Below are 14,279 nucleotides of genomic sequence, written 5' to 3' on the forward strand. Positions count from 1 at the left end.
TTGCCCCGTACCGGCGGGCGGTTAGGGTTCTGCCGGAGGGTCTGAATGGAATGAAACGCATGTTTTTTTGGTTGGTCGTCGCAGCGGTTGTCGCGCTTGGCCTCTATGTGCGGCTGGCACCGTCCGATCCCGCGCACTGGCATGTGCCGATCGTGGCCGAGGCAGATCGTGACCTGCCCGGAGGCGTGATCCGCGTGGTGCAGACCGGACCGGACGGCCTTGCGCGGCTGGACAAGGTGGTGCTGGCGACGGCGCGTACGACGGTGCTGGCCGGATCGGTGGATGAGGGCCTGATCACCTATGTGACTCGCAGCCGGGTGTTCGGCTTTCCCGACTACACCACTGCCCAGCAGGACGGCGACACGCTGCGCATCTATGGACGGTTACGATTTGGCCGACGGGATTTCGACGTCAATCGCACCCGGGTCGACGGTTGGCTGGCGGCTGTGCAGTCCTGAAGACAGGCACCCCTCGGACACCTCGCGCCACATCGGCACGTTCAGCGACATCTGGCACTGGGCCATGAACGTGCGGCCATCGACCTTCATGCAGACCATCTCGCCCAGTTCGACCCGCGCACCGGATGTGTCGGTGCAATAGCAATCCTGCACCTTGCCACCGGGGCCGATGACATCGGCCAGACCGGGCGTTGCGCAGACGATCAGCAGGGCAATGATCCGTTTCATGCGCACAGCTTAGCACAAGCCGGGGCCTTGACCAAAGCCGTCGGATGATAGACACCGCCCCAATGATCCCCGAAGAACGTCTTGAACAGATCACCCAGCGATTCCAGTACCTCGAAGCGGCCATGTCCGATGGCGCCTCGGGTGGGGATATCGCGGCTTTGGCCAAGGAATATTCCGACCTCAAGCCGGTGGTCGAACAGATTGCAGCTTGGCGCCAGTTGCGGGCCGATCTGGCCGAGGCCGAGGCGATGCTGGACGACCCCGACATGAAAGAGCTGGCCGAGGAGGAGATCCCGCAGCTCAAGGCGCGCATCCCCGAGGCCGAGCACGCGCTGCAACTGGCGTTGCTGCCCAAGGACGCGGCCGATGCGAGGCCGGCGATGCTGGAGATCCGCCCCGGCACCGGCGGCGACGAGGCGGCTCTGTTTGCGGGCGACCTGCTGCGGATGTATCAGCGCTATGCCGAGGCGCGTGGCTGGCAGTTCGAGATCATCGAAGAACAGCAGACCGAACTGGGCGGCATCAAGGAAGTGGTGGCCCATATCAAGGGCGACAACGTCTTTGCCCGGCTGAAATACGAGTCCGGCGTGCACCGCGTTCAACGCGTTCCCGAAACCGAGAGCGGCGGTCGGATTCACACCTCGGCGGCGACGGTGGCGGTTCTGCCCGAGGCCGAGGACGTGGACATCCAGATCGACCCGAACGACCTGCGCATCGACACGATGCGCAGTTCGGGCGCGGGTGGGCAGCACGTGAACACCACCGACTCGGCGGTACGGATCACCCACCTGCCGACCGGGATCGTGGTTACGAGTTCCGAGAAATCGCAGCACCGCAACCGCGAGATCGCCATGCAGGTGCTCAAGACGCGTCTCTATGACCTCGAGCGTCAGCGGATCGACAGTGAACGCTCGGCCGACCGGGCCAGCCAGGTAGGGTCGGGCGACCGCTCCGAGCGCATCCGTACATATAATTTCCCGCAGGGCCGGATGACAGATCACCGGATCAACCTGACGCTCTACAAGCTGGACCAGGTGATGCAGGGTGATCTGGACGAGGTGATCGACGCGCTGACGGCCGACGATCAGGCGCGCCTGTTGGCGGAGATGGCGCAATGATCGCGGCGCTGACAGCGGCACAGGCCATGGTGGCCGCCACCGCGCGCCTGCGGGCGGCCGGTGTGGACGACCCAGCGCGGGACGCCCGGGTCCTGCTGGCCCATGCCGCCCGGATCGAGGCCAGCCGCGTGACCCTGATCGCACCCGAAGAGCTCTCGCCCGAGATCGCCGAACGCTATGAGCAACTGGTGTCGCTGCGCGCGATCCGGGTTCCGGTTTCCCATCTGCTGGGCGAGCGCGAATTCTACGGCCGACGCTTCCGCGTCAGCCGCGACGTGCTGGACCCGCGCCCCGAGACCGAAGCGCTGATCGAAGCGGCCCTGAGCCAGCCGTTTGACCGCGTGCTGGATCTGGGCGTCGGCTCGGGCTGCATCCTGATCACCCTGCTGGCGGAGCGCACCAGCGCAACCGGGCTGGGCGTCGATCTGAGCGAGGCCGCCTGTCTGCAGGCCAGCGCCAATGCGGTGGTCCATAGGGTGCAGGATCGGGCAGAGATCCTGCGCTCGGACTGGTTTGAAAACATTGGCGGGTATTTCGACCTGATCGTTTCCAATCCGCCCTATATAGCGCTCGATGAGATGGACGGTTTGGCGCCCGAAGTGCGCGAGCACGAACCGCGTCTGGCCTTGACGGATGAAGCGGACGGGCTGGACGCCTATCGCCGGATTGCGGCGAGCGCCCCTGATCACCTGACGCCCGGTGGACGACTTCTGGTGGAAATCGGCCCGACACAGGCGCAGGCGGTCAGCGCGTTGTTCGACGCGGCGGGGTTGGTGGATATCCGCGTGATCCCCGATCTGGATGGACGCGACCGGGTTGTTGGCGCCAAAATGCCGGGCTAGCCGTGGATTCTGAGGCCGATTTACGCCGGTCGCGGTAAAAAACCCGGCATTTTGAACTTTAACCCCTTGTCTGCGCCGTCAGGACATGTTTACTCGGGTTAGTCAGCGCGGTTGACGCCCTTTCGGCGCACCCCTGACGCCAAGCCCAAAAACGTCGACAGTCCCGCAAAGGCACAAGCCACAGAGCAGCGCAGACTTCGGGCGGATCGACAGTGCAAGACAAGGCTGACGTACAGTAAGATGAGATCCTCCAAATCCCGCTCGCGGGCAAAGAACAACCGCAATCGCCCCTCTGGTGGCAACGTCGTTAACCGGGTTTTCGACAGCTCGGGACCCGAGGGCAAGGTGCGCGGCACGCCGCAGCAGATCATTGACAAGTACAACCAACTGGCGCGCGATGCACAGCTGGCCAATGACCGCGTGGCTGCCGAAAACTTTCAACAACATGCCGAACACTATCTGCGTATGCTGAGCGAAGCGCAGCGTGAGATGGAAGCACGCCGCGAGGAGCAGGAGCGGCAGAACCGCGAGCGGCAGGCCGAACGTGACCGTGAACGGGCCGAGCGGCAGGAGCGGGAAGCTGCGCGCCGGGCGGATCCGGCCGAAGCGCCGCAGCCGGATGTGTTGGATTTGGATAGCGATGCGGATTCGCCTGAATCCGGGCTGGTTGAAACTCCAGAGAGCAAGGGCGGTACAGCCGACGCGTCTGAGCCGAAGGAAAAGCCCGCGCGCCGTCCGCGCGGTCGCAAACCCAAGGTGGCGCCGGCCGAAACCGAGCCACCTGTGCAAGGAGGCGATGCACCTGAAGCGGCTGAATAGTCGGTCGGACTTGCGCCAACGAACAGGCCCCGGGCATCTGCGCCGGGGCTTTTTCTTGGTCCGACTGTCAGGTTTTCCGCAATTCCTGTGCCAGCGCACAGAAGGCTTCGAGCGAGACTTGCTCGGCACGATCAGTCGGCTTGATGCCTGCGGCTGTCAGGCGGTCCTCGATATCGGGGGCCAGCCCCTTGAGCGCCGCGCGCAGCATCTTGCGGCGCTGATTGAACGCAGCGGCCACGACGCGTGACAGGGTGTCGGCATCCGCCGGAAAGCGTGGTTCGGGAAGGGCGGTCAAGTGGACCACGGCGCTGCTGACCTTGGGCGGCGGCGTGAACGCACCGGGGGGCAGGGACATGGCAATGCGCGCCTCAGCCCGCCACTGGGCCAGGATCGCAAGTCGGCCATAGGCCTTGGTGCCGGGCTGCGCCACGATGCGTTCGGCCACCTCGCGCTGGAACATCAGGGTCAGGCTTTGCCAGAAGGGTGGCCATTCCGGCGGGGTCAGCCAGCGCACCAGCAGTTCGGTCCCGACATTGTAGGGCAGATTGGCCGCCACGCGGATGGGCGGCGTCAGGTGTTCAGTTGGATCGATTTCGAGAGCGTCACCATTGATGACGTCAAGCCGCCCGGGATAAGCAGCAGCGATTTCCTGAAGCGCGGCGATGCAGCGGGTGTCTTTTTCCACCGCCACCACCTTTCGCGCACCTTCGGCCAGCAAACCGCGGGTCAGGCCTCCGGGGCCGGGGCCGATCTCCAGCACGTCGCATTGGCTCAGGTCGCCGGCCTGCCGGGCGATCTTGGCGGTCAGGTTGAGATCGAGCAGGAAGTTCTGGCCCAGCGACTTGCGGGCCGAGAGCTGATGCTTGGCGATGACCTCGCGCAGCGGGGGGAGGGTGTCGATTGCGCTCATGATCCGATTACCGTGGCGCGAGGGGCAGGCTGTGCGCCAGAGATTTTTTGCCTCCGGCGGGGATATTTGGGGCCAGATGAAGGATCAAGTGCTTTGTGCCATGCGTTGGGCGAGTTTCAGCGCCTCGATCAAGCTGGTGGGGTTGGCGATACCTGTACCGGCGATGTCGAGCGCGGTGCCATGGTCGGGCGAGGTGCGGATGAAGGGCAGGCCCAGGGTCACGTTCACGCCACGGTCGAAATCGAGCGTCTTGATCGGGATCAGCGCCTGATCGTGATACATGGCGATCGCGGCATCGTATCGGGCGCGTGCGGCGGCGTGGAACATCGTGTCGGCGGGGTGCGGGCCGGTGACGGTGTAGCCGTCGGGGGTGAGGTCGGCCAGCAGAGGGGCGATCCAGTCCAGTTCCTCGCGACCCATCTTGCCACCCTCGCCGGCATGGGGGTTGAGTCCGGCCACCGCGATGCGAGGATGCGGGATGCCGAATTGGCGACGCAGTCCATCGGCGGTGATCGCGATCGTGTCGCGCAGCAGGTCGGGCGTGAGCCGCGAGGGCACCTGCGACAGCGGGATGTGGATCGTGGCGGGCACCACGCGGAGTTGGTCGCTGGCCAGCATCATCACCACGCGGGAGCGGCCTGCGAGCGCCGCCAGAAACTCGGTATGTCCTGGGTAAGCGAAATCGGCGCCGTCGATCAGGGCCTTCTTGTGGATCGGTGCCGTGCAGAGGGCCGAGGCCGCGCCCGATTGCACCAGCGACACGCCGGTTTCGATAGCATCGATCACCGAGGGCGCATTGGCCGGATCGGGGCGGCCGGGCAGGTTGGGGGCGGGAAAAGCCAGCGGCAACACCGGCAGCGCCTCCGCGCAGATGTCAGCCACTTGGGCGGGGTCTGTGATTTTGGTCGTGGGGATATCGTCCGGCAGGTGGTCGGGATCGCCGATGTAGAAGAACGGGCAGCTGTCGCGCAACGCGGCCCAGGCCTTGGCGGCGATTTCCGGACCGATGCCCGAGGGTTCGCCGCAGCTGAGCGCGATGGGCGCGGTCATTGCTCGATGATCGTGGCGTCGGCGCGCAGTTGTTCCAGAAGGCTGTCGGCAAAGGCTTGCAGCCGCTGTTGGGTCAGCGCGTTGGCCACGTCCTCGCGCGAGGTGTCTTCGCCCAGGTCGCGGGTGCGGCCGCACAGCATGAGGAACACCAGCGTCTGGCCATTGTTGCGGGTCAGCGTGGAGGACACTTCGTTCGGGTCGAGCTTGGCGAGTTCGACCGCGAAATCGCGCGGAATCTCCGACGGGCTGGCCTCGACGCGGTCGAGCACTTCGGGCGGTTGACCCTTGGCGATGCCGTACAGGTCGTCGCAAGTGTCGACGGTTTCCTTGAGCTCGGCCGCGCGTTTCAAGGTTTCGGGGCTGAGGCCGCCGGGAAGATAATAGGCGGCGTAGTCGATCTTGGAGTACCGCGGCGCTCCGGTTGCGACCTCGCGCAGGCCGCGCAACTGGAACAGGGCGACGGCATTCGGCAGCGTCAGCGGAGGGGTCACTTCACCGGTCTTGAGGCCCAGTATCACGGGCTGCAGGACCGGCGGCAGATTGGAGATATTCAGCCAATCGAGGCGCCCGCCGTTCTCGCGCGTCGGGGCGGCCGAATATTGCGTGGCCGCGGCCGAGAAAGCGTCGATGGTCTTGACCTGAGCGATCTCGTCGGCCAGCGCCTCGGCCTGGGCAAGGGTCTGGGGGGTGACGGGAATGATGATTTCCGACAGCAGGACCTGAAGCCCGCCGCCACCGGCCTGGCCCATGGCGCGGTTGATCTCGTCGGGTGTGGGCCGGGCCTGAGAAATGAAGCGCGAACTGACATAGTCACGCCAAGCCAATTGATTGCCGACATAGTCTCGCACGGTTTCGGGGTCGACGCCCGAGTCGGTCAGCGCCTGCAGGAACTGGTCGGGCGCCAACTGGCCGCGAGCGGCGAATTCATCGATCGCAAGCTGGATATCCTCGGGGGTGGGCTGAATGCCGGCTTCGCGCATGGCCTGCTTGCGCAGCCGCTCGTCGATCAGGGCCTTGCGGACCTCGGGCTCTGAACTGCCGGGAATGCCCAGGACCTCGAGGAACCGCTGCCGCTGTTCCAGTTCGTACCAGGTAATGATGTCCTGGTTGACCCGGATGGCGGGGGCGAACAGGCTTTGGGCCGGGGCCTGATGCGGCAGCGCCGAGATCAGGGCCGCTGCCAGCAGGGGCGCCGCCGATTTCAGAAAACCGGAACGAAGAAAGGTGGAGATAGCTGAAATCAACTGCATTGTCTCTTGTACTTTTTGCCCCCGCCTTCGACGGCGTATCCTGTCAGTGCAACGGTAAAGCCGAATTCCGTCGTGGGCTCAATAGTTGATGACGACGTATATCGCCGGCTGACGGACATGTTTACCTGCACGCATTCGTTTTCATAGGTCAGGCCCAAGCCAAATCTGAGCGGCTCGGATTCGGCCAGATCATAGCGGGCCAGCGCGCGCGTCCGCCAGTTTTCGTTCAAACGGTGGAGCGCCGTCAACCGAATTTCGGAAATCTCGTCATCGAGGTTCTCGGCCGGGTCGGGCTCCTGCCAGATGTAGCTGCCCGATAAAGAGGTGCTGTTGCCCTTCCAGTCACCGCGCAATTCGGCCTTGGTAAAGCTGAAATCCCCATCCAGCAGGGCGCGCCCCGCCAGCGAGAGGTTGTTGGCGGTCTTGATCTGACCGGCCAGAAGAAGGTCCGAGGACGTGCCTTGCAGCCCCGAGGTCAGGGTGAAGTTCGAATCAGCATCGGCGCGGAAAACCTGTCCGATCGTGGCTAGGGCCTGCCAGCCGCCGGCCGCATAGCGGGCCCAGTTGACGCCGATCACGGCGGTTGTCGAATCCTCTCGCCGATCGGGGGCCGGGAACCGGGACATCGACAGCAGGTTGCCCTGGTCGAACTCCTGAAAAGTGCTTTCGTCGTTGGGCACGTTCGTGTCGGACACGTGGGTCCAGCCGATCTGGGCGATAGGTTCCAGGAATTGCGTCGCCCCCGAGGATTCGCGCCGAGTCATGGGATAGCGCAGGGTCAGCGCCGCTCGCGGGGTCGCGCGGCTGAGCTGATCTGGATAGGCGCTGTCGTTGCGGATGTCGAACGTATCGACCGATGCGCCCATCTCGACATCGGCGCGCAGGCCGGTTGCGAAGGTCCAACTGCGCAGCCATTCGGCGTCGAAACTCGCGCGGGCGACGTCGCGCCCGGTGATGTCGGCGTCGCTGGTGCGGGTATGGGAGTGGGTTTCGAAACCCAACCGGACTTCACCGCCCAGAGTGGTCGGGAAATAGCGCTTTTCGTAGAACAGGTCGAACACGCGCGAAGGGATTTCGTCCTGATTCTCGCTGTCGCGCAAGGTCTTGTAGTGAATGAAGCTGGTACGGAACGCGGTGTCGCGCTTGATCCGTTCCAGCGCGAGTTCGCTGCGCAGTCGGTCATAGTCGGGCAGGCCGTAATCGGCCAGATAGCCGTCATCTGACGCGGCCTGGATGTCGAAGGTCAGGCGGAAATCGTTCCTGAGGTTGAACCATCCGGACCCGAACAGATATCCGCGGCCTTCTCCCGGCAGGATGTCGTCGCGGGTATAGGCCCCCTCGAACGAAATGCGTCCGCGTTTGAACGCCTGCCGATAGCGCAGGCCCAGCGTGCGGGTCTTGGAAGACACATAGGGCGTGACGGTCAGGTCGCGATGGTCGCCGAGCTTGAAGAAATACGGGACCTGAACCCCGGTTCCCAGCTGCGACGTCGTTCTGATGGATGGCACCAAGAACCCGGTTGCCCTGTCCAGCGTGGGGTCGGGCAGGCGCAGGGTGGGGAAATAGAATACCGGCACGTCCATCACGCGGAACTGTGCGCCTTCGAAATAAAGCTGCCGTTCCACCTGGTCGTGGATCACTTTGCGTGCGCGGATCTGCCACAGCGGCGGACGACCATCGGCGCAAACGTAGCACGAGGTCGCTGAGACCTTGCTGAACTGCGTGTAGCGTCCAGCGGCGCGGGTCGCCTGAACGGCGGCGATCTGGACTTGCTGGTCAAAGACCATGCGGGCGCCGGTCAGCAGCCCGTTGCGCAGACCGTCATCCAACTCGGCCGAATCGGCCAGAACGGTGGCCTGTCCACCTTGGTCGATGCGGATCGGACCCTCCAGCGTCAGGCCGCCCGTCTCGCGGTCATAGGTAATGCGCTGCGCGGTCAGACGGACATCGCCTTGGAAGGCCTCGACATTGCCTTCCGCGACCAGCTTTCCATCGGCGGTGACGAATACCTTGTCGGCCACCAGCAGGGCGGGCGGGTCCTGCTGTTGCCGTGTGGCGGTGTCGGGTTGGCTGGGCTGCGCGGTGGCGAGCCAAGGGGTGCCCGCGGCCAGCGCAGCCGTCAGCAGCAAGGTCGCGAGCCGGCGCATCAGCCATCCTCCACATGCAAAAGCAGGCCAAGCGACAACAGGATGGCGGCAAAGGGCGGCGCCCAGGCCGCGAGGTAGATCGGCAATTGTCCGTTTTCTCCGAGGATCTGTGCGAAGTTGCGGATGAAATAGATGGCGAAGCCCAGCAGAACGGCGCTGAGAACCGCGATGCCGGTGCCCCCGAACCGGACATGGCGCATGGTAAACGCCGCCCCAATCAGGACCATCGAAACCAAAAACAGCGGACGCGCGAGCTGAACATGCATCCAGACCTCGTATTGCTTGGTCGAAAAGCCGGCCTCGCGCAGATCGCGGATCAGTTGCGGCAGGTCATAGACCGAAACGGAATCCCGCTGGCCCAACGTGTCGAGGATGCGATCGCGGGTCAGCGTCGTGGCCAGCCTGAGGGTCTGGTGTTTGGTCGCCTGGGTTTCGGGATTTTCGCCGTCGGCCAGCGACCAGTCTTTGGCGTCGCGTAGAACCCAGTTGCCGTCCTCAAGCATGGCGCGGCGGGCGACGATCTGGCGGTTTGGAATACCCTCGGGGCCGAAGGTGATGATCGTCACGTCGCGCAACTCGAGGGTTTCGCCGCTTGTGGTGCTGCGCGCGTTGATCACCGACTGTCCCTGAGCTGATCCCTGGCGCAGCCACAGGCCGTCGCGGCTGATCGAAAGGGTCGAACTGCCGCCGTTCTTGTAGAGGTCTGACATGTTGCGGTATTTTTCCGACGTGGCCGCCGCGATCGGATTCAGGAAGGCCACGGCGAGACAGCCGACCAACAGCGCCACCGTCGCCGGTGCGGCCAGCGCACGGATGCCCGACCGACCGATGGCGCGGGTCACTACCAGTTCGGAACTGCGCGCCAGTCCGACGAACAGCGCGATGGTGGACAGGATCATCAGCAGGGGCAGCATTTCCGAGATCGCCGCCGGCGTGTTCAGCAGCGTCAGTTGCAGCAACTGGCCGAAGGACAGATTGACGTCACCAAAGCGCCGGAGCTGTTCGATCAGGTCGATCAGGATCATCAAGGTCAGGAAGATGGCGCCGATGACCAGAAAGCTCTGTATAAACCGACGCGCGAAGTAACGGTCGAGAATCACGTCCGCACCTCCGACCAGGCCTCTTTGGCGGATTCGCCTGTGCCTGTCCGTTTCTGCGACGGCCTGTGCCTGCCGTTTGGTGCCAAATTGTCCCCCCGGACCTGCCGTTCATTTTCGGGCGACCTTAATGCAATTGGTTGGCGGGGAAAACTGCTATCTGGTCAATGCCGCGCCTGCGGGCTAGGTCTGGGGGCAGAGTCTTTCAGGAGCAAGAAATGAGCAGTCTGGTACCGATCCGCTTCCAATCCCAAGATCTGGACCTGATGGCGCAGGCCGAGGGGCGTGTGGCCATCATCATCCCCGCCGATGGCAAGTTGAACCCCGTCGCCCGCCGGGCCAACCGGCTGACACGCGGGGCCATTGCCCGGCTGATTGAAAGTGCGCGGTTCGGCAAGGCCAAGACGGGCGAGGTGATCTCGTTGGCCTGGCCCTGCGGCATGGCGGCCGAGGCGCTGGATGTCCTGGTCCTGCCGCGCCGGCCCGACGCGGACGAGGCGCGCAAAGGCGGCGCCGCGCTGGCCAAGTTGGCCGCGGGCAAGGAACTGCTGGTGATGGCGGGCAACCAAGCGCGGGTCGAGGATCTGGCCATGGGCATCGCTTTGCGCAGCTATGCGTTCGATGCGCACAAAACCAAGGCCGACGCGGATGACGCGCAGGGCGCCGTGACCATCTGCCATGTCAAGGCCGACGATGCCGAGGCCGCGTTCGCGCCCTTGTATGCGGTGGCCGATGGCGTGCGCATGACCCGTGACCTGACCAATGAACCGGCCAATGTGCTGACCACCACCGAATTCGCCGACCGTCTGAAAGAGATGGAAGATCTGGGCCTTAAGGTCGAGGTGCTGGACGAGGACGATCTGACCAAGCTGGGCATGCGCACCTTGCTGAGCGTCGGACAGGGGTCGCACAGCCCATCCAAGGTGGTGGTGATGCAGTGGAACGGCGGCGACGCCGATGACGCGCCGCTGGCGCTGGTGGGCAAGGGGGTCGTGTTCGACACCGGCGGGATTTCCCTGAAGCCCGCGGCTGGGATGGAAGACATGACCATGGATATGGGTGGCGCCGGGGTCGTGGCCGGCACCATGCGCGCGCTGGCCAAGCGCAACGCCAAGGCCAATGTTGTGGGTCTGGTCGGGCTGGTCGAGAACATGCCCTCGGGCAATGCCATTCGCCCGGGCGACGTGGTCAAGTCGATGAAGGGCGACACGGTCGAGATCATCAACACCGACGCCGAGGGCCGATTGGTGCTGTGCGACGTAATGTGGTACGCACAGGAGCGGTTCAAACCGGTGGGCATGATAGATCTGGCAACCCTGACCGGCGCCATCATCATCGGGCTGGGGCATGAAAACGCAGGCGTGTTTTCCAACAACGACACCTTCTGCGACGCGTTCCTGAAGGCGGCCCGGGCCGAGGACGAAGGCGCGTGGCGGATGCCGCTGGGCGAGGCCTATGACAAGCAGCTGGAGTCCCGCATCGCCGACATCAAGAACGTGGGCGGCCGGCCCGCCGGGTCGATCACCGCGGCGCAGTTCCTGCGGCGTTTCGTCAAAGAAGACACGCCCTGGATCCATCTGGACATCGCCGGTGTGGCCTCGGTGGCGAAGGAAACCAACTATGCGCCCAAAGGCGCGACCGGATGGGGCGTGCGGGCGCTGAACCGCTTCGTGCAGGACAATTTCGAGTAGGCCGATGGGCGCCGTCTATTTCTACCACCTGACCCGTCACCCGCTGGAGCACACCTTGCCGGTGCTGCTGGACAAGGCGCGGCAGGCCGGGTGGCGGATTGCCGTGCGGGGCACAGACCCCGCGCGGATGGACTGGCTGGACGAAAGGCTGTGGCTGGACCCCGAGGAATCGTTTCTGCCGCATGGGCGCGCGGGCGGGCCGCATGACGCGATGCAGCCCATCCTGCTGACCACCGGACCCGAGGCCGCCAACCACCCGGCCTGTCTGATGGCGGTGGACGGGGCCGATGTGACCGCCGACGAGGTGACTGCGTTGGAGCGGGTCTGCATCCTGTTCGACGGGAACGACCCGCAGGCGCTGGATCATGCGCGGGGGCAGTGGAAGACGTTGACCGGGGCGGGCTGCGCCGCCCAGTACTGGTCCGAGGAGTCGGGCCGTTGGGAGAAAAAGGCCGAATCCGGGTGATGCGGCCACGGGCGGTGCGACCGCCCGCGAGGACAGGAGAGATTGCAATGAAGTTGAAGCCTTTGGGCCGCACGGGGATCGAGGTGTCGGACCTGTGCCTGGGCACGATGACTTTCGGCACACAAACCGCCGAGGCCGACGCGCATCGGCAGATGGACACGGCACTGGCGGCGGGGATCAATTTCGTCGATACCGCCGAAATGTACCCGGTGAACCCGGTGTCGAAGGACACGATCGGCCGCACTGAGGAGATTCTGGGCAATTGGAACGCCGCCCATCCGGCGCGGAGGGCCGAGTATGTTCTGGCGACCAAGCATTCGGGGGAGGGCCTGGCCGCCGTGCGGGATGGTGCGCCGATCTCGGCTGCGACCATCCCGGGCGCCATCGAGGGGTCTCTGCGGCGTCTGCGGACCGATTACATCGACCTCTATCAGTTCCACTGGCCCAACCGCGGCAGCTACATGTTCCGACAGAATTGGGACTACGACCCGTCAGGCGGTGATCGGCAGGCGGTTCTGGACAACATGCGCGAATGCCTCGAGGCGCTGCAGTCGCAGGTGGACAAGGGCAATATCCGCGCCTTCGGCCTGTCGAACGAAAGCGCCTGGGGCACCGCCCAGTGGCTGCGCCTGTCCGACGAGTTGGGGGCACCACGGGTGGCGTCGGTCCAGAACGAGTATTCCCTGCTGTGCCGCCTGTATGACACCGACATGGCCGAGCTGAGTGCCTATGAGGATGTGGGTCTGCTGGCATTTTCGCCGCTGGCTGCCGGGTTTCTGACTGGCAAGTATCAGAGCGGGGCGGTGCCCGAGGGATCGCGCATGTCAATCGTGCCGCAGATGGGCGGGCGCAAGGGCGACCGGGTGTTCGACGCGGTCGAGGCCTATCTGGCGATTGCCGCGAAACACGGGCTGGACCCGGTGCACATGGCGCTGGCCTGGTGCCAGGCACGGCCTTTCATGACCTCGGTCATCTTCGGCGCGACCACGCAGGTGCAGCTGGAGCGGATCCTGGAGGGGCGGGATGTCGTGCTGTCGGATGAGATTTTGGCCGAGATCAACGCGGCCCATCGCGCGCATCCGATGCCGTATTAAGCGATGGGGGCGCTGCCCCCGTCGCCCTTGGCGACTCCCCAGGGATATTTTTTTGCCAGATGAAGCTTGCGCGCGTCAGTGATGAGTGGGCTGGGTGCGGTCTTGTCTGAGGTCACGGGCGGACTGCCCGTGCGCGGTGCGGAACGCGCGCGCAAAGCTGGATTGTGACGTGAACCCCGTGGCTTGCGCCACGTCCATCAGCGGCATGTCGGTGTCGGTGACCAGACGGCGGGCCTCGGCAAGGCGCAGTTGCAGGTAGTGGTCCTGCGGCGTGGTATTCAGCCGCAGGCGGAACTGTTGCTGCAGGGTGCGCGGGCTGGTTCCCAGGGCCTTTGCGATGTCGGCCAGGGGCAGCGGGTCGTCCAGCGAGGCCTGCATGATCGCGTTGGCGCGGGCGGTCAGGGCGCTGTGGCGGTGCGGTGCGCCAGTGCGGCTCTGCGGTCTGCCGGGTTCGGGGGCACCTTCGTAAAGAAACAGGCCCGAGACCCGGGCCGCGAAGCCGGCGCCATGGCGGGCGGCGATGACATGCAGCATCATCTCGACCGCGGGGATCGCGCCGCCCGAGGTCAGGCGGTTGCCGGACACGGTGAACCGATCGGGGCGCACGTCGACTTCGGGGAAACGGGTGGCGAAGGTCTCGAGATCCTCCCAATGGGTGGTGGCGGCGTGACCGTCAAGCAGCCCTGCTTCGGCCAGCAGCCATGGGCCTCCGTCAATGCCCGCCATCGTGGCACCGGTATTGGCGATGCGACGCAGCCCGGCCAGAAGGCTGGGCGTGGCGTGGCGCACCAGATTGAACCCCGCGATCACGATCATCAGGTCGCAGTGGTCGAGACGCGCGAGCGGGATGCCCGGCACTTGCAATGCGCTGGTCAGCATCGCCGGCTCGGGCGTGGCGGTCACGTAGTCCCAGTCGAAGGCTGGGCGGTCGGCCAGCCGGTTGGCGGCGCGCATCGGGTCCACCGCCGAGGCAAAGCTGAGCGTGTTGCACTCGTCCAGCACCAGAACGGCGGTTTTCAGCGCGCGGTGCTCGGGCTGGAGGATGTTTTTTGCGGATTTCATCAAGTCTGATTCGCATTCTGGCAAGTTGTCTGCTCAAGGCTGCGCCA

General features: G+C 64.9%; 14 protein-coding genes. 7 read left to right on the forward strand and 7 right to left on the reverse strand.

The window, feature by feature from the left end; all coding sequences use genetic code 11:
• Positions 1–50 precede the first annotated feature (50 nt).
• Positions 51–458: a DUF1499 domain-containing protein gene (locus AC2FMM_RS06305; protein WP_496796087.1), complete on the forward strand. Its 408-nt coding sequence runs from the start codon at positions 51–53 to the stop codon at positions 456–458.
• On the opposite strand, the gene AC2FMM_RS06310 is transcribed toward AC2FMM_RS06305, so the two are convergent.
• Positions 384–686: a hypothetical protein gene (locus AC2FMM_RS06310; RefSeq protein WP_496796088.1), complete on the reverse strand. Its 303-nt coding sequence runs from the start codon at positions 684–686 to the stop codon at positions 384–386. The two genes, AC2FMM_RS06305 and AC2FMM_RS06310, sit on opposite strands and share 75 nt — an antisense overlap.
• A 62-nt stretch (positions 687–748) precedes the next feature.
• Here AC2FMM_RS06310 and prfA point away from each other — a divergent pair, with 62 nt between their 5' ends.
• The 3 genes from prfA to AC2FMM_RS06325 all read left to right on the forward strand — a co-directional run bounded on the left by prfA (position 749) and on the right by AC2FMM_RS06325 (position 3,465).
• A complete protein-coding gene (prfA, locus tag AC2FMM_RS06315) occupies positions 749–1,804 on the forward strand; it encodes a peptide chain release factor 1 (RefSeq protein WP_496796089.1) in 1,056 nt (351 codons plus the stop codon).
• Entirely contained in the window at positions 1,801–2,646 is an 846-nt protein-coding gene (gene prmC, locus AC2FMM_RS06320; protein ID WP_496740678.1) for a peptide chain release factor N(5)-glutamine methyltransferase, read from the forward strand. The genes prfA and prmC overlap by 4 nt, the downstream gene beginning before the upstream one ends.
• 240 nt (positions 2,647–2,886) lie before the next feature.
• Positions 2,887–3,465, forward strand: a complete 579-nt coding sequence (locus AC2FMM_RS06325) for a DUF4167 domain-containing protein (protein ID WP_496686309.1) — start codon at positions 2,887–2,889, stop codon at positions 3,463–3,465.
• A 67-nt stretch (positions 3,466–3,532) separates the two neighbouring features.
• Here AC2FMM_RS06325 and rsmA read toward each other — a convergent pair whose 3' ends face one another.
• The 5 genes from rsmA to lptG form a co-directional block, all read right to left on the reverse strand.
• Positions 3,533–4,375, reverse strand: a complete 843-nt coding sequence (rsmA, locus tag AC2FMM_RS06330) for a 16S rRNA (adenine(1518)-N(6)/adenine(1519)-N(6))-dimethyltransferase RsmA (RefSeq protein WP_496713304.1) — start codon at positions 4,373–4,375, stop codon at positions 3,533–3,535.
• A gap of 84 nt (positions 4,376–4,459) precedes the next feature.
• Positions 4,460–5,425 carry a 4-hydroxythreonine-4-phosphate dehydrogenase PdxA gene (gene pdxA / locus AC2FMM_RS06335; RefSeq protein WP_496796090.1) on the reverse strand — a complete coding sequence of 322 codons (966 nt, stop codon included), beginning with the start codon at positions 5,423–5,425 and terminating at the stop codon, positions 4,460–4,462.
• Entirely contained in the window at positions 5,422–6,675 is a 1,254-nt protein-coding gene (locus tag AC2FMM_RS06340) for a peptidylprolyl isomerase (RefSeq protein ID WP_496686302.1), read from the reverse strand. Before AC2FMM_RS06340 ends, pdxA begins: the two co-directional genes overlap by 4 nt.
• Positions 6,666–8,822 carry an LPS-assembly protein LptD gene (locus AC2FMM_RS06345; protein ID WP_496796091.1) on the reverse strand — a complete coding sequence of 719 codons (2,157 nt, stop codon included), beginning with the start codon at positions 8,820–8,822 and terminating at the stop codon, positions 6,666–6,668. The genes AC2FMM_RS06340 and AC2FMM_RS06345 overlap by 10 nt, the downstream gene beginning before the upstream one ends.
• A complete protein-coding gene (lptG, locus tag AC2FMM_RS06350; protein WP_496713306.1) occupies positions 8,822–9,922 on the reverse strand; it encodes an LPS export ABC transporter permease LptG in 1,101 nt (366 codons plus the stop codon). The genes AC2FMM_RS06345 and lptG overlap by 1 nt, the downstream gene beginning before the upstream one ends.
• Positions 9,923–10,137: 215 nt before the next feature.
• Between lptG and AC2FMM_RS06355 the strand changes: the two genes are divergently transcribed.
• The 3 genes from AC2FMM_RS06355 to AC2FMM_RS06365 are packed head-to-tail and all read left to right on the forward strand — an operon-like array spanning position 10,138 to position 13,170.
• Positions 10,138–11,610, forward strand: a complete 1,473-nt coding sequence (locus tag AC2FMM_RS06355; RefSeq protein ID WP_496796092.1) for a leucyl aminopeptidase — start codon at positions 10,138–10,140, stop codon at positions 11,608–11,610.
• A gap of 4 nt (positions 11,611–11,614) precedes the next feature.
• On the forward strand, positions 11,615–12,076 hold the full coding sequence (locus AC2FMM_RS06360) for a DNA polymerase III subunit chi (RefSeq protein ID WP_496796093.1): 462 nt from the start codon (positions 11,615–11,617) through the stop codon (positions 12,074–12,076).
• Positions 12,077–12,123: 47 nt separating this feature from the next.
• Complete coding sequence (locus AC2FMM_RS06365) at positions 12,124–13,170, forward strand: aldo/keto reductase (RefSeq protein ID WP_496727586.1); 1,047 nt, start codon at positions 12,124–12,126, stop codon at positions 13,168–13,170.
• 75 nt (positions 13,171–13,245) lie between these two features.
• Here the strand turns inward: AC2FMM_RS06365 and AC2FMM_RS06370 are convergent, their stop codons facing one another.
• A complete protein-coding gene (locus tag AC2FMM_RS06370) occupies positions 13,246–14,232 on the reverse strand; it encodes a GlxA family transcriptional regulator (RefSeq protein WP_496678020.1) in 987 nt (328 codons plus the stop codon).
• Positions 14,233–14,279 lie beyond the last annotated feature (47 nt).

It is taken from the genome of Ruegeria sp. BHSC043, assembly GCF_059612985.1.